Source organism: Enterococcus sp. E5-162 (assembly GCF_035725965.1).
Classification (GTDB): Bacteria; Bacillota; Bacilli; order Lactobacillales; family Enterococcaceae; genus Enterococcus_B; species Enterococcus_B lactis.
On record NZ_JAPRFV010000021.1, the window covers coordinates 1 to 18,619 of the forward strand.

General features: G+C 37.0%; 16 protein-coding genes and 5 pseudogenes. 16 read left to right on the forward strand and 5 right to left on the reverse strand.

Annotation, left to right across the window (positions count from 1 at the left end; all coding sequences use genetic code 11):
• A pseudogene (locus OZZ83_RS13905) lies at positions 1-120 on the reverse strand (IS6 family transposase); the annotation flags it as partial.
• 169 nt (positions 121-289) lie between these two features.
• On the opposite strand from OZZ83_RS13905, the gene OZZ83_RS13910 reads away from it, so the two are divergent.
• From OZZ83_RS13910 to OZZ83_RS13950, 9 genes and pseudogenes are all read left to right on the forward strand, one after another.
• Positions 290-1,120, forward strand: coding sequence for a MetQ/NlpA family ABC transporter substrate-binding protein (locus OZZ83_RS13910; RefSeq protein WP_002307592.1), 831 nt, complete (start codon positions 290-292; stop codon positions 1,118-1,120).
• Between the two features lie 51 nt (positions 1,121-1,171).
• Positions 1,172-2,752, forward strand: a complete 1,581-nt coding sequence (locus OZZ83_RS13915) for an ABC transporter substrate-binding protein (RefSeq protein ID WP_002376673.1) — start codon at positions 1,172-1,174, stop codon at positions 2,750-2,752.
• A 72-nt stretch (positions 2,753-2,824) separates the two neighbouring features.
• The gene (locus OZZ83_RS13920) at positions 2,825-3,784 is read left to right on the forward strand and encodes an ABC transporter permease (protein WP_002307597.1); all 960 of its coding nucleotides are present in this window, start codon (positions 2,825-2,827) and stop codon (positions 3,782-3,784) included.
• Positions 3,784-4,614 carry an ABC transporter permease gene (locus tag OZZ83_RS13925; protein ID WP_002314376.1) on the forward strand — a complete coding sequence of 277 codons (831 nt, stop codon included), beginning with the start codon at positions 3,784-3,786 and terminating at the stop codon, positions 4,612-4,614. The genes OZZ83_RS13920 and OZZ83_RS13925 overlap by 1 nt, the downstream gene beginning before the upstream one ends.
• A 3-nt stretch (positions 4,615-4,617) precedes the next feature.
• Positions 4,618-5,496, forward strand: a complete 879-nt coding sequence (locus OZZ83_RS13930) for an ABC transporter ATP-binding protein (protein ID WP_002307601.1) — start codon at positions 4,618-4,620, stop codon at positions 5,494-5,496.
• On the forward strand, positions 5,496-6,386 hold the full coding sequence (locus OZZ83_RS13935; RefSeq protein WP_002316738.1) for an ATP-binding cassette domain-containing protein: 891 nt from the start codon (positions 5,496-5,498) through the stop codon (positions 6,384-6,386). The genes OZZ83_RS13930 and OZZ83_RS13935 overlap by 1 nt, the downstream gene beginning before the upstream one ends.
• A complete protein-coding gene (locus tag OZZ83_RS13940) occupies positions 6,383-6,775 on the forward strand; it encodes an OsmC family protein (RefSeq protein ID WP_002307605.1) in 393 nt (130 codons plus the stop codon). The genes OZZ83_RS13935 and OZZ83_RS13940 overlap by 4 nt, the downstream gene beginning before the upstream one ends.
• A gap of 185 nt (positions 6,776-6,960) precedes the next feature.
• Positions 6,961-8,255, forward strand: a pseudogene (locus tag OZZ83_RS13945) (ISL3 family transposase).
• A gap of 868 nt (positions 8,256-9,123) precedes the next feature.
• Entirely contained in the window at positions 9,124-9,774 is a 651-nt protein-coding gene (locus OZZ83_RS13950; protein ID WP_002293554.1) for an aspartate/glutamate racemase family protein, read from the forward strand.
• 44 nt (positions 9,775-9,818) lie between these two features.
• On the opposite strand, the gene OZZ83_RS13955 is transcribed toward OZZ83_RS13950, so the two are convergent.
• Positions 9,819-10,118, reverse strand: a complete 300-nt coding sequence (locus OZZ83_RS13955) for a hypothetical protein (RefSeq protein WP_325066096.1) — start codon at positions 10,116-10,118, stop codon at positions 9,819-9,821.
• 100 nt (positions 10,119-10,218) lie between these two features.
• On the opposite strand from OZZ83_RS13955, the gene OZZ83_RS13960 reads away from it, so the two are divergent.
• Together OZZ83_RS13960 and OZZ83_RS13965 are read left to right on the forward strand one after the other, a co-directional pair.
• Positions 10,219-10,650: a GNAT family N-acetyltransferase gene (locus OZZ83_RS13960; protein WP_002293556.1), complete on the forward strand. Its 432-nt coding sequence runs from the start codon at positions 10,219-10,221 to the stop codon at positions 10,648-10,650.
• Positions 10,651-11,063: 413 nt separating this feature from the next.
• Positions 11,064-11,882, forward strand: a pseudogene (locus OZZ83_RS13965) (Cof-type HAD-IIB family hydrolase).
• A 72-nt stretch (positions 11,883-11,954) separates the two neighbouring features.
• Here the strand turns inward: OZZ83_RS13965 and OZZ83_RS13970 are convergent.
• The gene (locus OZZ83_RS13970) at positions 11,955-12,314 is read right to left on the reverse strand and encodes an iron-sulfur cluster biosynthesis family protein (protein ID WP_002303333.1); all 360 of its coding nucleotides are present in this window, start codon (positions 12,312-12,314) and stop codon (positions 11,955-11,957) included.
• Positions 12,315-12,972: 658 nt separating this feature from the next.
• On the opposite strand from OZZ83_RS13970, the gene OZZ83_RS13975 reads away from it, so the two are divergent.
• Together OZZ83_RS13975 and OZZ83_RS13980 are read left to right on the forward strand one after the other, a co-directional pair.
• Positions 12,973-13,998 (forward strand): saccharopine dehydrogenase NADP-binding domain-containing protein, encoded by a 1,026-nt coding sequence (locus OZZ83_RS13975; protein ID WP_002293560.1) that lies wholly within the window; start codon positions 12,973-12,975, stop codon positions 13,996-13,998.
• A 284-nt stretch (positions 13,999-14,282) separates the two neighbouring features.
• On the forward strand, positions 14,283-14,426 hold the full coding sequence (locus tag OZZ83_RS13980; protein ID WP_002329838.1) for a hypothetical protein: 144 nt from the start codon (positions 14,283-14,285) through the stop codon (positions 14,424-14,426).
• A gap of 553 nt (positions 14,427-14,979) precedes the next feature.
• On the opposite strand, the gene OZZ83_RS13985 is transcribed toward OZZ83_RS13980, so the two are convergent.
• Both OZZ83_RS13985 and OZZ83_RS13990 read right to left on the reverse strand, forming a co-directional pair.
• Positions 14,980-15,108, reverse strand: a complete 129-nt coding sequence (locus OZZ83_RS13985; protein WP_002316733.1) for a hypothetical protein — start codon at positions 15,106-15,108, stop codon at positions 14,980-14,982.
• A 339-nt stretch (positions 15,109-15,447) separates the two neighbouring features.
• Entirely contained in the window at positions 15,448-16,314 is an 867-nt protein-coding gene (locus OZZ83_RS13990) for a LysR family transcriptional regulator (protein WP_325066097.1), read from the reverse strand.
• 121 nt (positions 16,315-16,435) lie between these two features.
• On the opposite strand from OZZ83_RS13990, the gene OZZ83_RS13995 reads away from it, so the two are divergent.
• The 3 genes and pseudogenes from OZZ83_RS13995 to OZZ83_RS14005 form a co-directional block, all read left to right on the forward strand.
• Positions 16,436-16,978, forward strand: a complete 543-nt coding sequence (locus OZZ83_RS13995; protein ID WP_070828444.1) for a prolyl-tRNA synthetase associated domain-containing protein — start codon at positions 16,436-16,438, stop codon at positions 16,976-16,978.
• Between the two features lie 420 nt (positions 16,979-17,398).
• Positions 17,399-18,079 (forward strand): annotated as a pseudogene (locus OZZ83_RS14000) (IS6 family transposase).
• A 53-nt stretch (positions 18,080-18,132) separates the two neighbouring features.
• Positions 18,133-18,510 (forward strand): annotated as a pseudogene (locus OZZ83_RS14005) (hypothetical protein); the annotation flags it as partial.
• Positions 18,511-18,619: the final 109 nt, after the last annotated feature.

The following is an 18,619-nucleotide window of genomic DNA, read 5'->3' on the forward strand; positions in this document are numbered from 1 at the left end:
AATGCCACGATCATATAAGATTTCTTGAACTTCACGATAGCTAAGGTTATAACGAAGATAGTAGCCCACGGCTACAATAATCACATCCTGCTGAAATTGCTTTCCTTTAAAATGATTCATCGTCATTCCTCCTGCTATCTTTTTCTATTATTCTACCTTATTTAATAGTAGATTTAAAACTTTGCAACAGAACCGTTTTGAGAAACAGAGGGGAAATTGGTCTAGTTGGACCATTCGAAAAGGAAATAGGACGATTGATCTGAGGAGGGAACAAAAGGGGAAAAAAGGGATGAAAAGAAATGTAGTAAATGTGTTGACGACAGGAGTGATTGGGCTGCTTGCCTTGTTTAGCTTGGCTGCCTGTGGCACCAACCAAGCGGATGAAGAAACGACCGTCGTCAAATTAGGTGTCGTTGGCGAACAAAATGAAGCCTGGGAACATGTGCAAGAAGAATTGAAGGAAAACGAAAATATCGACTTGCAACTGGTGAAGTTCACCGATTATCGCCAACCAATCGTCGCACTAGAGGATGGGTCTATCGATCTTCACGCAGCATTGACGGAAATTTTTATGGATAATGTCAACGAAGAAAGTGGTTATTCCAACACGACGATTGCGTATACGACATTAAACCCACTTGGTATTTATTCCGATAAAATCACTGATGTCAGCGAATTGGCAGATGGTGCTACGGTGGCTTTACCCAATGATGTGTCAAATGAAAGCCGCGCACTATTACTCTTACAAACGGCCGGTTTGATCACTTTGGATGAATCAAAAGGGTTACTGCCAACAACGAGTGATGTCACTGAGAATCCCAAAGCCTTGAAATTTGAGCTGCTTGATTCCAATCAAACGGCTCGGGCAATGACCGATGTCGACATCTCTTTGATCAACAACGGCATGGCAGTCGATGCTGGCTTGGTTCCTACAGAAGATGCGATTTTCTTAGAACCTGTGGCTGACTCCTCCACGCCCTATTATAATGTCATTGCTGCGCGAGCAGACGAAGCAGAAAATGATGTGTACCAAACGGTCGTAGCGTATTACCAGACCGATGAAGTAAAAGCAATTATTGACGAAGTTACCAAGAAATCAAGTATCCCTGTTTGGGAATAAAAAGCAAAAAATCTACTATAATTATATAGGAACAGGAAGTAGGATGGAAAAATGATCAATTGGAAAAAAGGTTTAGCAAGTGTTGCCGTCGTCGGACTAGGATTCGTTCTAGCAGCTTGCGGTGGATCAAATACAGAGGAAACGGCAACCAGCAGTGCAGCTGGTGCTGGCGATGATGCAACATTCACTTATGCCATCAGCGGGGACCCATCGTCCACCAACCCGATCAACACCAGTGATCGCTGGGGCTTGACAGTGACAAACATGATCTATTCTCCACTCGTTAAAGTGGAAGCAGATGGAACAACACAAAATGCGTTAGCAGAATCAGTGGAACCGGCGGAAGACGGCCTTTCATTGACCGTGCATTTGAAACAAGATGTCAAATGGTCTGATGGCGAAGATTTTACTGCCGATGACGTTGTTTTCACGTATGAACAAAAAGTCAAAAAAGAAAACGGCAATGCCGATTCGCTTTGGGTCGACGACCAGCCGATCGCGATCGAAAAAGTGGATGAATACACCGTGAAATTTGTGTTGCCAACACCGAGTGCAGCAGCGATCAGCAATATCGCAACCGAAACATACATCATTCCAGAGCACATCTTTAAAGATGTTAGCGACTTTTCGGTCAGTGAACTGCCTGAAAAACCAGTTGGTACGGGTCCATATCAATTGAAAGAATACAAACGTGGTGAGTACTTTACTTTTGAAGCCAATGAAAACTATTATGGCGGCAAGCCTTCGATTCAAAACGTGACCTTGCGGATCATTGAAAGTACTGATACGGCCAAAGTTGCTTTGCAAAAAGGGGAAGTTGATGCAGCCGTTGTTTTGCCTTCAGATATCGAAGACTTAGATGATACGCAAATTTCTGTTTATCCCTATACAGAAAACCGCATCGGATACTTAGGCTTAAATACTCATTCAGATGCATTACAAGATGTGAAGGTCCGTCAAGCAGTATTGTTTGCTTTGAACAAAGATGAATTAAATCAAGCAGCGTATTTAGATGAAGACTATTATGCAACACCGTATTCATTCTTACCACCGAACAATCCATACGTTACCGAAGATGTCGAGAAATATGAAACAAATGCTGAAAAAGCAAAAGAGCTTTTACAAGAAGCAGGTGTCACTGATTTGTCATTGAACTTGGCGTTCAACTCAACTGACCCAGCTCAAACGATCCAAGCTACGTTGATCCAACAACAATTGCAACAAGCAGGCATTACAGTTACCCTTGAAGGGGGCGATGGTACTGCGATCTTCACTGAGTTGAAAAAACCTGATTCAACGAAATACAACCTGTTCCTTGGCGGGTATATCATGGGGAATGACCCTGACTTATACGGCAGTTTATTCGAAACTGGCGGCAGTGCCAACTACTTCCAAAGCAATAGCGAAACCATTGACAATTTGTTTGCGCAAGCAGCAGTTGAATTGGACACAGACAAGCGTGAAGCATTGTACGATGATCTGCAAAAAGCCATTGCTGACGAAGCGATCATTTACCCAATCGTTGACAACAAGAAAATCTTAGCGGTCAATAACCGAATTGGTAATGTAGAAGATGCAGGCTTGATTCCAATCTATACATTCGAAGATATGTCTAAATTGACAATCAAGTAAATCCATTGGCTGTGATAAAGAGGAATCTTTTTTATCACAGCTTTTTTCTATGAAAAAGAAAGAAGGTCAATTATGTTTCGATATATTGCAAAACGAGTATTGCAAGCAATCCCTTTGCTATTTGTGATCTCTTTTATCGTATTTTCACTTATACATATCGCCCCGTATGATGTGATCGATTCCATCACGACACCGAATATGTCACAAGAGCAAATCGATCTGTTGCGGCAGCGCTATGGCTTGGATCAACCCTTTTTGGTTCAATATTTTCTTTGGATCAGAAATGTTCTTACTGGTAATCTTGGCTTTTCGTTGGTTTCTCAAAGCAGCATTTCACAAGAACTTGCGACTCGGATCCCGAATACGATGCGGCTAGTGATCCCTGCATATTTGACGGCTTTATTGCTGGCGATCATTTTAGGCCTGTTAGCCGCTGCCAACAAAGGAAAGATTTGGGATCGGATCATTGATGCTGTAGCATCTCTAGGGATCGCCGTGCCGACCTTCTGGTTTGCGATGATCTTGATTTATGTATTTGGTTACTTATTGAATATGTTCCCGATCATTGGCATGTATACAGTCGGCAAAGAAGGGGATTTTGGCGATTTTCTGCAGCACTTTATTTTGCCTTATATCACATTGACTGTCGCCTTCTTCCCAGATTTGACAAGGTATATTCGGGCATCAGCGACTCAGCAAGTATCAGAAGACTACGTAATGGTGCAACGGGCATTCCACGCCAGCAAATGGCAGATTTTCAGTCGTCACATTAGTCGCAATATTTTGATTCCCGTTGTCACCCAAATCGGCTTGGCGTTACCGATGTTGGTCACAGGAGCGATTATCACAGAAACGATCTACGGCTGGCCGGGCGTCGGACCTTACTTGATGAGTGCAACGAAAAGCCTCGATTATCCTGTGATCATGGCGATCATGCTGCTGTCAGCAACACTGGTCATCTTAGGGAATTTGTTAGCGGATGTATTATATTCCGTGGTTGATCCACGTATCCGTAAAGGAGGGAGCAAGTAATGAAACGTTTCAAAAAAATCAGTGAAGTCATGCTTGCTTCGCCCATCTATACTTTTTCTGTCGTTTTCTTGACCCTATTGATCGTTCTATCGCTTGTTGCACCTTTGATCCCGATCGATCCCAATGCAACGGATGTCAGCAACATGTCACAGCCACCGAGTTGGTCTCATTTATTTGGGACTGATGAAGTGGGGCGGGATTACTTTATTCGGGTCGTCTACGGCGGTCGGGTGTCCTTGTTTGTAGGTGTTTTGGCAATGATCACTGCGACGTTTATCGGGACCCTTGTCGGTCTTGTTTCTGGCTACTTTGGCGGATGGATCGATAACTTGCTGATGCGGCTCGTCGATGTGTTGTCATCGATTCCTTGGCTGGTGTTAGTGATCGTTTTGAGCGTTTTTTTACGTCCTGGACTAACCACGATCATTATTGTGATCGGCGGGTTTTCATGGATGAACATCGCTCGTTTGATTCGTGGTGAAACGTTAGCAGCGAAAGAACGGGAGTATGTTGCTTACGGGAAATTTATCGGCCGTTCTTCATTCAGTATTATCGTGAAGCATGTTTTCCCAGCAGTACTGCCAACCTTGATCGTTGCGGCATCCGCAAGTATTTCTGGGGCGATCATGACCGAATCAGCGTTGAGCTTCCTCGGATTAGGCATTCAGCAGCCGATGGCTTCGTGGGGCAGTCTGTTGCAAAATGCGCAAAACAGCTTGCAGCGGGCACCATACATGGCGATCCTTCCAGGGCTCTTTGTTATTTTCACCATCTATTCCTTCAACAACATCGGCGACATGATCAAACATGTCTTGCAAAGGGAGGTGTGACCGATGAAGACAGAATTGTTAGCGATCGAAGCGTTGAATGTGACGTTTCACAGCAAAACCGGTCCGAAACCGTTAGTCAAAAAGCTGGATCTAGTGATTCCAAAAGGCAAAGTGGTTGGGATCGTCGGCGAATCTGGTAGTGGCAAAAGTATGACCATGAAAAGTGTCATGGATCTTTTGCCTGATAAGGTGACCGATCACTATGCCAGTTATACATTTGAAGGAGCAGCAGTGACCGATCGTCGAACATTACCGATCGCCATGATTTTTCAAGACCCGATGACTTCGTTGAATCCTTTGCGTACGATTGGCTATCATTTGATCGAAGTGATTCGCCGCTCACAAAACGTATCGAAAAAAGCAGCTCAAGAAATCGCCGTCAAAGAGTTAGAAAAAGTCGGCATACCTTTTCCAGTACAACGTATGAAACAATATCCCCACGAGTTATCAGGAGGGATGCGTCAGCGGGTGATGATCGCCATGGCTTTATTGGCGCAACCGAAATTGCTGATCGCAGATGAACCGACGACGGCTTTAGATGTGACGATCCAAGCACAGATTTTGGCCTTGATCAAAAACCTGCAAAGAGAGAACCAGCTTTCCGTCGTCCTTGTGACCCATGACTTTGGGGTCGTTGCAGGAATGTGCGACTTTATTAAAGTGATGTATCAAGGTCGAGTCGTGGAAGAAGGCACCACGGAAGAGATCTTTTATCAACCTGCGCATCCTTATACGAAACAATTATTGCAAGCGGCACATTTAGGCGACAAGCATGCCGAATTAAAAGTCTTTGACTATCATGAGACATTGGCAAATGAGTTGCAAGAAACGCAGTTATCTAAGACCCATCGCGTTTGGTGCAATCAGGAGGTGACAGAATAATGGAAGAACTGATTCGCGTAGAACATGCGACGAAAACCTTTCGCAGCAAAAACTGGCGCGGCACTGTCAGTGAAGTCCGAGCAGTCGAAGATGTCAGTCTAACGATCCATCGGGGCGAGACATTGGGGCTAGTAGGGGAATCTGGGAGTGGGAAAACCACTTTAGGACGCAGTATTTTAAATTTAGAGACTTTAACAAGCGGGGAGATTTTCTTTGAAGGCAAAGAGCTAACAGCATTGACGGCAGAAGATCGCAAAGCAGCGTATCAGCAAATGCAGATCATTTTCCAAGATCCGTATTCATCATTGAATCCCCGCATGACGGCACTTGAACTGGTGATGGAGCCGTTGTATCATGAAACGAAAGATGCTGCCCGAGCGAAAGCCAAAGAAATCTTAGCGATCGTCGGGATCACGGGTGATGATGTCCATAAACTGCCCCGCAGTTTCAGCGGCGGACAACGGCAACGGATCGGCATCGCTCGTGCGGTGGTCAATCGCCCGGCGTTCGTCTTGTGTGATGAACCGACTTCGGCATTAGATGTCTCCATTCAGGCTCAGATCATCCAATTGCTGCTGCGTTTGCAAAAAGAGTTTTCATTGTCTTATTTGTTCATTTCCCATGACTTGTCCGTGATTCGTCATATCAGTGACCGAACAGCCGTCATGTATCAAGGGAAACTAGTTGAATTGGCACCCACCGACCGTTTGTTTGACAATCCGCTGCATCCCTACACGAAGAAATTATTAGCAGCAGCGCCGATCGCTGATCCTGTGTTAGCAAGAGGTGCGATGGAACAAACGGAGATTCAAAGCACGATTACTTTGACACCATTGTATGAATGGGTCGAAGTTGAACCAGATCATTTTGTGAGGAGAGAAAAACGATGACAGTAGAAACATTGACGATCCATCAAGGAAGCGACAAACTTGAAATGACGACCCCAACTGGCAATTGGGTGTTAGCACGGGAAAAAGGCTATTCGCCCGTCCAAATGCTGGTGAGTGCGGTCGCTGCTTGCGGTGGCTATGTATACGCATCCGTCTTAGAGAATTCAAAAATCACAGCAGAAATCGAAAAGATCGAAGTCAGCTATGACCGAGACGACAACAAAAAAGCCCAACCAGTCAGTGCCATCCACATTCAGTTTTATGCGAAAATCGCTGAAGCCGACCATGACAAAGCGACCCGTTGCCTAAAACTCGTTTCACCAAATTGCCCCGTGATCCAATCATTAGATCCAGCGATCGAAGTGACGGAAACGGTGACGTTTATTTAATCGAAAAAGACTTTGTGTGCCTGAAACCAATAGGCGTACAAAGTCTTTTGGCTCTATAATTTATGGGACTGATGAATCAGAATTGATTCTTCAGCCCCATTTTCATTTTAGGTATTAAAAAACATATCGTTCTCTAGTATGATTAAATCACCACAAAATAAACAACTGAGAGGACGATATGCTATATGAATGATTCTATCAAAAAAATGCTGAGAATAATAGAGAAAGATTTGATGATTACAGAGGTCTCTTACGAGACCCTTCAGAAGAAAAAGACGTTGGTCGTCGATGCTGTTCTCTCGCCTACTCCTCGTGCTTGTAGAAGTTGTGATTCTACTGTGGTAGATGGAAACGGGAAAGCAATTATGGTGAAAAATGGGAAGAAGGAAACGATTGTCCGTTTTGAACAATAAAATCATATGCCTTTGGTTATGCGCCTAAAAAAGCAGCGCTATACCTGTAAAAACTGTCGCACCCATTGGACTGCTCAAAGTTATTTTGTCCAACCCAGACATTCAATCGCAAATCATGTTAGATATAAAATTGCTTCTTTACTGACTGAAAAAGTATCTTTATCTTTTATTGCGAAAAGCTGTTAGGTATCTTTGACCACCGTTATTCGTACATTGAAAGAGTTTAAAAGCTATTTACCAAAGCAATCTAAGAAGATTCTCCCCAGAGTATTGATGGTTGATGAATTTCGTTCGCATACTTCTATAGAAGATAAAATGAGCTTTATTTGTGCAGATGGCGAAACAGGAAAATTAATAGATGTTTTGCCTACGCGTAAATTACCTCGATTAACAAGCTATTTCTTAGGTTTTACCAATCCAGAAGAAGTAGAATTCTTGGTGACAGACATGAACGCCGCCTACTTCCAGCTCACCAAACGTGTTCTGCCAAATGCGAAAGTCGTGATTGATCGGTTTCATATTGTCAAACACATGAATCAAGCGTTCAATGAGTTGCGTATCCGTGAAATGAATGAACTTCGTAAAGCCGGACAGAAAAGCCAGGCAGAAAAACTGAAAAAGAACTGGCGCTTTTTGCTAAAAAATCGTGCAAACATCAACCATTATGAATACAAAACATGGAAAAGTTTCCGAGCACCAAAATACCCATTTCTTACTGAAGCAATGATGATTGATCGATTGCTTGAGTTTTCTCCGCCCCTAAAGGAGGCGTATCCCTTTTTTCATGAATTAGTTGAAGCCTTTCGAGACAAAGACCTGACTTATTTTTCTCCTTATTGGCAGAACTTCCCGAAACGTTAGATGACAGCTTTCGGGAAAAGCTTCAAAACCTTCTGACCTATGAAGAAGGCATCACCAACGCAATGATCTATCCTTATTCCAATGGAAAAATAGAAGCGAAGAATACCCACATAAAGACAATGAAACGAGTATCCTACGGATTTAAATCATTTGAGAACATGAGAATTAGAATCTTTTTGATCAATCAATTAATCAATGTAAGATAACAAAAAATCTGAGCCAGAATGTGGTTCATTCTGACTCAGATTTGATTTTGCACAACTCATCAGTCCTTATTGACAAAGAGCCTACTAAGATCTTTAACTTTTACGCCATCCTAATCATTTTTTCGCCCATGAATAATTTTTTCTGTTATTAAGTTAAAACCCTTTTTTAAGATATTGTAAATTAATAAGCATGATTTTAGACTACTGGATTTTTAGAATTGCAACCTAATTTCAATCCGTAACTAGTCTATCTTTTATCAATAATACAAGATAACAAGTGTAGATTAAACGGAGCAGGGACTATAAGTTAAGCTAGATGACGTCTCCCATTAGTTTAAAACTTTATAAGGTGTGAATTGCAATAATCAAGAGGGAAAAAGTTGAGCAAATCTTAAAAAAAGATAATTGAGATTATGATGAGTTTAAAGAGAAGGCTACTAGAAAAAATTTATGACTATTTTACAGCAGAAAATTGCTGTTTTAGATAACGATGATGAAGTGGAAGAATAGGTCTACTCTCTTTTTGTTTTACAGGAAAGAATGATGAATGTGCTGACAAAACTATACTGTTGGATTTTTCTGACATACTAACAACAAGCATCATCCTTAGTAGTTAAATGCAATCAATATAAGCAGTTTAATTTTCACTTGTAACCTGTAAAAATAGGGAAGCTTATGTATATTGGGATATAAAGTATAGCTAGAAATATTGAGCGAATTTTTTATTAGTACACTAAAGATGTTAAGTTGAATCTAAATAAATCAAAGAATTACTTTAGAATTTTCAGTTTAACTTCCGGATCGCTATTCTTCAAATTTGATTTTTAGAGTATAATAGGCAAAAATTCATTTTGAAGGAATGATCAGTATGCCTAAAGTGGCTGTAATGGCGGGAACACCTATTGATACTAGGATGGGAGCTGATCTATTGAACGAAATTTCCTGTGAATTGTTAGAAGTACCTATTTCAGGAAATCCAGCTCAACAGACCTATTTCCAAACACTTCCAGTCTTCGAAAAGATGCACCAAATTGAAGTGAAAATAAAAGATCTACAGAGTAAAAAAATTGATTTACTGTTGGTTTATTGTAATTCACTGAGTGCATCGATTGATTTTGATTTTCTGGCTAAGAAATATTCAATGAAGATTATCACACCATTTCAAGTATATGCGGATTTGGCTCAAAAACACGAGCGTATTGGTGTGTTGACCGCTAATGGTCAAGGAGCGGCTGGAATAGAAAGTGTTTTAGTGCAGCACCATTCAACAATACGAGTTTATAATGTCACGAATCTGGATTGGGTACATGCGGTGGAAGCAAAGATCCACCCTAGTATTATTGTAGAACAATTTGGACTGACGGATTCAATGAGTTTTTTTATGAAAAATCAAGTCGAAGCGATTTTGATCGGTTGTACTCATTTTCCTTATTTTCTTACAGAATATCAGTCCAGAACGAGAATTCCTTGTATCAATCCAGATGATGCATTAATAGAAAAAGTCAAATCAATACTTTAATAAGCATTGGTTTGACACAGACAATAACTTAGGATTTTTTTGTTTTATTTTTTAGCCAAATAAGCATCAATGTGTGTTTTTATTTTTTCAAAGTCTCTCTCCAAAAATAAAATAGTCGGAATCTGAATGACCGGCAAATTACGCTCATTATTAAACGGTCCAAAGGGCTCTGGTAGCACCAATAGATCAATCATATCCTTATCTTTGGTATAATTTGCTGATACGTCATAATACTGAGAGAAAAAAGCTAAAAGATCATCAATGTTACGTCTAGCGCGGGTCGCAAATATTGTGGTAGAACCAACGCCACTATTAGAAGTAAGCATAAAATAGATTTTATTCATTACGAATTCTCCTTTTTAAATAAAATATAGCGGTAGCTTTATGTTTGACTAACTATGCTTGCAAATAAAGTTAAAATTATAAGAAAAGGGGAATAAGAGCATGTTAAACAAAAGAATAGCAAATAAAAATGATTATAAATTAGTTTTAGAAATTTGGGAGAAGTCAGTAAAGCAAACCCATGATTTTCTAGCTGAAGCAGATTTTAATTTTTATAAAGCAATCATTCCTGAGAACTTAGATGAGGTTAAACTTTATTTATGGGAAGATAACGGAGAAATTGTCGGTTTTAGTGGTGTAAGTGCAGAAGAATTAGTTATGCTATTTCTTGATCCAGATTTTATTGGTAAGCGATATGGTAGTCAAATATTAATTGAGCTGATTGAAACTGAAGATATAAAAAGAATTGATGTTAATAGTCAAAATAAATATGCAAAACATTTTTATTTAAGCCATGGATTTGAAATTGAATCTGAAGAAGACTTAGATGGTTTTGGTAAACCATACCCTATAACGCATTTAGTAAAAAAATAATTCATGAATGGTTTATTACCTGATTGAACATGAATAAAAGTAATATTTTTATTTTGATGGCCTATTTCTAGGTTATGAATTATCCAGATCAAATTTGTGTATTACATTCAGTAATAAGGTGCTTATCTTAGGATCAACTTATGATACTAGCTGACCAAGGATGTACCAGTTATAGAAAATCAGTTAAAGTAAAAATGATAAAAATCTTATGTCAACACTGATTTAGGCTGACCTGTGGGTTAGGAGAAAGACAGGTCGGTAGCTTTTAATACAAAAAATGGCTTGTATGTATCTAGATAGTTAACTGAAATTAGAAATGTTCTTATTTTTAACGGAGTAAGAAAAATAGGCTGCTTTAGGTCTGAATACTTTTTCAATATAATGAAGATATCAAAGGCGACAGGAGTGTTTTTATGAATAAGAATCCTCATAATCTAAAGTTGGTAGCAGTAGATATGGATGGAACATTTGCTCGTACTGATTACACATACGATATCCCAAGGTTCAAGGCTGTTTTATCGTGAATGAAAGCTGTTGATTGTCAATTTGTTGTTGCAAGTGGAAATCAATACTACCAATTGAGATCGTTATTTCCAAATTATTATGATGAATTAAGTTTTGTTGCTGAAAATGGTGCTTTTGTTAAAGATAAAACAGAGGTACTATTTTCAGCCGATATGCCTAGAAAAGCGATCGAGGTGGTCCTTGATTTATGTAAAGACTATCCTGAAGTAAAAAATGTGATGTGTGGTCTGAATAGTGCCTACTGTGAAAGAGGAAAGGTGAGTCAAGCATTTTTTGATCTAACCAATATCTATTACCATAGATTAGAATGGGTAGCTGATTTTGCAGAAGTTCAAGATAAAATTTTAAAATTTGCTCCGACTATGCCTGTTGAAAAAACCGAATTTTACGTTGAATTGTTCCGTGAAAAATTAGCCGGGCTATTAGTACCTACCAGTAGTGGTCATGGTTCTGTAGACTTGATTCTTTCTGAGTGCCATAAAACTTTCGGCTTGAAAATGTTAGTTGAGCGCTTGGGGATTAATCCTGACCAGTGCGTTGCTTTTGGAGATGGGGGCAATGACATTGAGATGTTGGAGTATTGTGGTCTGAGTTATGCAATGGATAATGCAACGGAAGCTGTTAAGCAAGTTGCTAAGCATCAATGTCCTTCAAATGACGAAGACGGTGTTTTAGTGACGCTCGATCGATTGTTCCTTAACACGTAAACACTAGGTAATTCATCAAAAAACCTCGATATAAGAAATATTCGAGGTTTTAAAACTATATTTAGAACAGATTTACGAAGCGTCTGATGAGTCAAAATAGACTTGGACATTGCTATCTAAAATACCACTTTCATTCTTTAAACGAATTGTTTGATTTGATGGAGTTACCTCTAATACTAAATGCCCATTAATAAAGGTAGTATCGTATTCAGATGTTTTAACTGTTGCTTCTTCGCAAGGTATTGTTAAATCATATGCTGGAATATAATGTTGTGTGGAAACTAATAAAAAATGATCACCAATCATACAGCATCCCTCTGCTGAAGAAAATTGATTAGAGCCATCATTTAAAGTTAACAAGAATCCATCCTTTAAACGAGGTACTTGCTTAAATACTTCTGGTTGTACTTCTAAAAATAAATTATCGCTCATTTTCACGACCACCATCGACTTCCACAGTTGAAATTGACATTTTATTTAACACACCTATTCCCCCTTAACTATAACTCAATTCTATATAAAAAATATTCTATTCTCAAATAATTGAACTTTTCAAATCGCCAATTTACTTCGGCTTTATCAGAGCTCATTCATATCAAGAGCGATTAACGCTGTAAAAATTAAACCGAAGATCTGATAAATTTTCTCTATTTTCTACAATATTTAAAACGCTTCCTTAGTCTATTATATATCTATTTCTCTTAGGAGTATGTTTAGATGTTTGAATAATAGTTGCCCAACTTTAAAGGTTATTCTTATAATATTTTACTTCATTTTCCAATAGAAAATTCAAAGGATTACTGGTTTTTCTAAAATAGTTTAGTTTAAATACATAGGTATCCTCCGACACTGTATTAGTTCATAATCATCTAAATACAAAATTTTCAAATAAAAATATTTCAAGCTCTATCGTTGACGAATGTAAACGATACTTATAAAGTAATAGAAATTGATTACATTTGTAAACTTAAAATGGTTAATTTATCTCACATAAAACTAAGAATAAAATAATGATTAAAAGTGGTTAGTTTTTATACGATTTAGCCTATCGGTAAAAATGAATTAACTTGGTAGATAAAGGAGAAGAAAGATGAAGACGATAGCAGTAGTTGGCGGTCATGGACAGGTTGGAAAAGGTAATGTTAGAGAGTTAACAAATCATGGGTATTTCGTTGTTTTAATGGGAAGAAATTTAAAAAAAATGGAAGTATTTGCCCAAGAATTTTTACCCATTCTAGAACAGAGTGAAGTAGACTTGAATAAATTTGTTATTCCTGAAAAACTTGCTGATCTTGATATGGTAATTGTTTGTTTGGACCAAACGGATACCCAGTTTGTCGAACAATGTCAAAAATTAGGAATTGATTATTTGGATATCAGTGCCAATAGTGATTTTTTGAAAAAAGTTAATTTGCTACCCATTCCTGAAAAAAGCAAGAGAGTCATTGGTTTAGGGTTAGCACCTGGTGTTACCAACTTAGCCGCGGCCGCGTACACTAAGAAAGAGCCATCTGCTCAAATGATAGTAATTGATGTCCTTTTAGGAATAGGTGATCGTCACGGTGAAGCAGCAGTAAGATGGACCTTTGAGCAATTAAATCGTACGTATATACATCCTAAATGGGCACAACCAATTGAAAATTTTGTCTATAGTCGAAAAACGGATTTTGGACCACCATTTGGGAAGCGTCGCAGTGCTAACTTTGGCTTTGCCGATCAGCATTTACTTTTTTCTGCAGATCCTTCACGCAATTATGTAACATTTCTCGGTTTGGATCAAAATTGGTTGACTGCATTGTTAAGAACAATAAAAAAAGTTGGACTAGCAAGACTTTTTAAAAATCCGAGAGTAATAAAGAGCCCCGTATGGTTCATGAAACGAGGATTAGTCGGAGATCGTTCTTTTGTTGTAAAAGTATCAAATGGACAAGTTAAAGATCCTGAAAAAATTGTTCTCTTTGGAGAAGAAGAAGCAAAAATGACTGCAGAAATCGCGGTATTTGTTGCGAACAAAATTTTAATAGAGACATTACCAAATGGGCATTACCATTTAACAGAACTAACTACCATGTCGGAGATACTAAGTCAGCTTCCACGTTTATCAGCCACAGAATAAATTGAAAAACTTTTTACACTATGAAAAATGGAAACAAGCTTCTCTAATTTGTTAAAATTATTCTTTTGTTCTATCATTTCAACAAATATGTTGTAGTATGCAATAGCTTTTTTAGATTAAATTATAGTATTTAATTTTTTCTATAGTAATAAAATTCTATATCAACCAGATTACAATAATAGTTCTTGCTGTGACAGATATCGACCTTATATTGCGAGACACTTATACTTAAAACGAATTGGATGTGAAGTTACTTGATTGAAAGAGAAGAAGCTGAGGAAATAATGAAAAAATATAATCGCAGCTATGGAGAATTTGAAGAAAAGGCTACTCGAAAAGAGTTTATGACTGTTTTACAGTGGGTAGCTGAAGAATCTAATCGGAAACAGCGAAAGATTGCGGGATTGGATAAAGAGGAAGAGCAGTAGGCAAAAGCCCACTGTTCTTCTTAGTAAAAATGCCTAAAAAGGAAGTAAATGAATTTTAAATTGTAATCCTAAAATCTGTTTTACAAGAAGCTACTGATAGTGAGTATCTAGTACAAATAATATTTAAAAAAGACCGACTACATCATAAATTGAAGTAGTCGGCTTTTGTGTGCAATACTAAGGCTATTTAAGTGTTCTTCAAATTATATAACTTTATTTTGTATCATAATGAGAATAAATCTCCCATAGAACGTCATAGGTAATTAAAAATATGAAAATGCCATATGTTAAGAATAGCTTTTTCTTTGAAGACTATCTTTTTTTATTAGATAAATAAAATTGTTGCAACAAACAGTATAGTTTTTACCGTTTGAATAATTCTCTTATCGAAAGAAAGAGTAAAAGGATAAACAAGAAGATCCCTAAACTGTTTAATAATAATTTTGGGATTGAAAGGTTTGTGCTGAAATTATGGATACCTAATAGAATAAAGCACGAAAAAATAATAGTTGATACTATAAGTCCTTTGGATTTGTTTTTAGTAGACATATCATTAGACCCTAGCAGCTTCAAAATCAATACTAGCTAGTCCTTCGCTGATAGCTCCTGCAACACAGTTAACAGCTTCGTTTCTTTCAACTTGTTTCATTTCTACTAATAGTATTTTTTTTATATTTTGCATGTTGATCACACTCCCTTTTTGATAATACTATTATATTAAACTCGATACTGATTGTGGTAAAAAAATCGTAAATCGCTATTTTTTTGTCTTATAGCAGTTTTTTTAGACTTGCTTATAGGAAAATATTTGTATTGGTGAAATAATTTTAGTGAAGTGTGATTAGTATATAAATTTCTTTTGGAATAGTTTCGGATAAACTCAATCTTGTTATAAGTAATTATTATGATCGGTAGTGGTCAGGTAATGATATTAGGCTCTATCTCGTATTTTATCAAAATAGTCTGAAAACGATTTGATTTTATGATTGTAAATATATTTTGAGCTAAGACTTTTGATGAATTATTCAAAAAATAAAAGATCTAGAAATTTTTTACTAGCTAAAGATAAATTTTTTTCTTCTTTGTATGCAATCCCTATTTTTCTATATAATGGAACATCTAAATCTAAAATTGTTAGATCATATTGTACACGTTGTAAAATTAATTCCGGAAGTATACTAACACCTAATCCTTTTTCAACCATGGCCATAATTGCATAATCATCCCAAGTAGTGAAATTAATATCAGGTGAAAAGTCCATCGTTTCAAATAATGTAGTGATATTGGAGTTTCCATTTTTATCTAAGAGAATAAAAGGTAACCCAGAGAGATCATTGAGTGAAACAGAATCTTTCTTTTCTAAAAAGTGGTTCTTCGGTACTATAACTTTGAAATCATCTTGATGTATAAATTGCGTACTTAATTTTGGCAGTGTGGGCAATCTTAGAAATCCAAAATCTACCCTACCAGTAAGAATCCAATGTTCGATTTCATCATAATCTCCAAGTAATAATTCAAATTTTATATTTGGATATTTATTTTGGAAATTTAAGATAAGTTGAGGTAGCCAATGCGTAGCCACACTTGAAAAGGTCCCAATTCTAATTACGCCAAATTTAATGCCGTTCAGTTCTTCTAGCTTTCTCTGCATAGATGCATATTCGTCAAATAAATTTTTTACATATGGATAAATGTTAATTCCGTCAGAAGTTAGACGTAGACCTGTTCGGTTCCGTTCAAGTAATGTCACACCCCATTCATCCTCCAAATCATTTATCATCCTACTTATTCCTGATTGAGAATAATTTAAAGCTTCAGCTGCTTTAGTAAAACTTTTCAATTCAACTGTTTTTAGAAAAGCAATATACTTTTGAATATTCATATCCATGCTTACACCTCATTAATATCTGGTTTTATCATACTAAAGATCTGATATATTCTCTTTTGTGATGTAATTATACATGATAAAGTTTCTTTGTAGTAAATATTAAGTGAAAGAAGGATTCAGATTGATTAATGTTAGTGAAATAAAAACCAATAAACCTCAAAAATATGAGACACTTTTACAAGAAAAAGTTTACGCTGCTTTAGAAAGTTTAGACATATCGTATGAACGTGTAGAAACAGACGAAGTGATAACTATGGAAGATTGCGAACAGGTGAATTTGAAATTAGATATGCATATGGTAAAAACACTCTTTTTGTGTAATAGACAAAAAACAAATTACTATTTATTTATTACGAGTGGCGACAAACCATTTAAATCTAAAGATTTTAGTAAAGCTTTAGGAATCTCAAGAGTGTCTTTTGCTTCCAAAGAAGATATGACAAGTATGCTACAAACCAAAATTGGAGCAGCTACAGTTTTTAGCACACTAATTGATACAAAGAATAAAATTAAAATCATATTTGATAAAGATGTAACGGATGACAGGTGGTATGGTTGTAGTGATGGGACTACTACTGGATATTTGAAGATTTCAACAAATGAAATAATAGCAAAGTTATTACCCTATACAAAACATCAAATGGAAATTGTAAAAATATCCTGATGAACATTCATAGAGACAGGATTGTAATTAAAGTTGGAAATACAACTTTAACAAATACAATTGGTAAAAATAATATCTAATCTTTCGATAAAATGGATGATGTTTTAACCGATATTCAAAATCTTGGCTATGAGATAATACTGGTTTCATTCGGAGCCATTGTGATTGGTGCAAATAAGCTAAATTTCCATAAATATCCTGAAACATTAAAAATAAAGTGGTTGGCACAACTTTCTTTACACAACAAAAATACTTTTGAAATTATTTCTAAAAAATAAAAGCTAACCGCTCAAACAATTTTGAACGCCTCTAATAAAAAAGCCTGTTCTTCTTACTTTCAATAAAAGGGTTCTGTTGCAAAGTTTTCCAAAAAATCTATTTTAGTGTAAAATTGAGAAAAAAGACAGAGAGGACAGAGTAATGAATCATTTTAAAGGCAAACAATTCAAAAAAGACGTCATTATTGTCGCTGTTGGTTACTACCTGCGTTACAATCTAAGCTATCGTGAAGTTCAGGAATTGTTATATGATCGTGGAATAAATGTTTGTCATACTACGATTTATCGTTGGGTATAAGAGTACAGCAAAGTCCTCTATTATCTTTGGAAGAAGAAAAATAGACAATCCTTCTATTCATGGAAAATGGACGAAACCTATATCAAAATTAAGGGACGTTGGCATTATCTTTATCGTGCAATTGATGCGGACGGCTTAACCTTAGATATCTGGTTACGAAAGAAACGGGATACGCAAGCAGCCTATGATTTCTTAAAACGACTCCATAAACAGTTTGGTGAGCCGAAAGCAATTGTGACCGATAAAGCACCTTCTCTTGGCTCCGCCTTTAGAAAGTTACAGAGTGTGGGTTTATATACTAAGACAGAGCACCGAACTGTGAAGTATCTTAACAATTTAATAGAACAAGACCATCGACCTATTAAACGACGGAATAAATTTTATCAAAGTCTCCGTACAGCCTCTTCCACGATTAAGGGCATGGAGACCATTCGAGGAATATATAAAAAGAACCGAAGAAATGGAACGCTCTTCAGCTTTTCGGTGTCTACTGAAATCAAGGTATTAATGGGAATAACAGCCTAAGATATTTGGAGTTCAGAGAGGGCGCGTTTGATTTTCAAACTTCGCAACAGAACCGAAAATTTATACCGGAAGATTTTCAAAACTTACAGTTAGAAAACATGCGTTTAGAAGATTTATTTAGATTAGCAGAAGATGATAAGTATAGATTTGAAGTTTTGAAAATTCAAAAGAATGAACTATTGAATAAGTTATATCCTGAGAATGCGATAAAAGCACATTTTGGTGATGCTAATCATATGTATAGTTGGTTCATTCCTAAAAGATTTAGAGGGAAAATCAATGCTGGAGATCAAGTGAAAGTACTCAATCGAAATAGTACAGATGTCGTAATGATAACAGATATCTATGTAGAAGATGAAGATATAATCAAATATATGAAGCCTGTGATAAAACTTGTTAATAAAAATAAAGGAACCCGTGGTGCTAGTTAATTTTTTCCTAGAGGAAAATGTCTAAACATGTTGGTAAATCAACAAAAAAACGCATAGAGTAGTCTCAAAACTCCCAAGAAATGAGGACTACATATGCGTTCATCAAAAT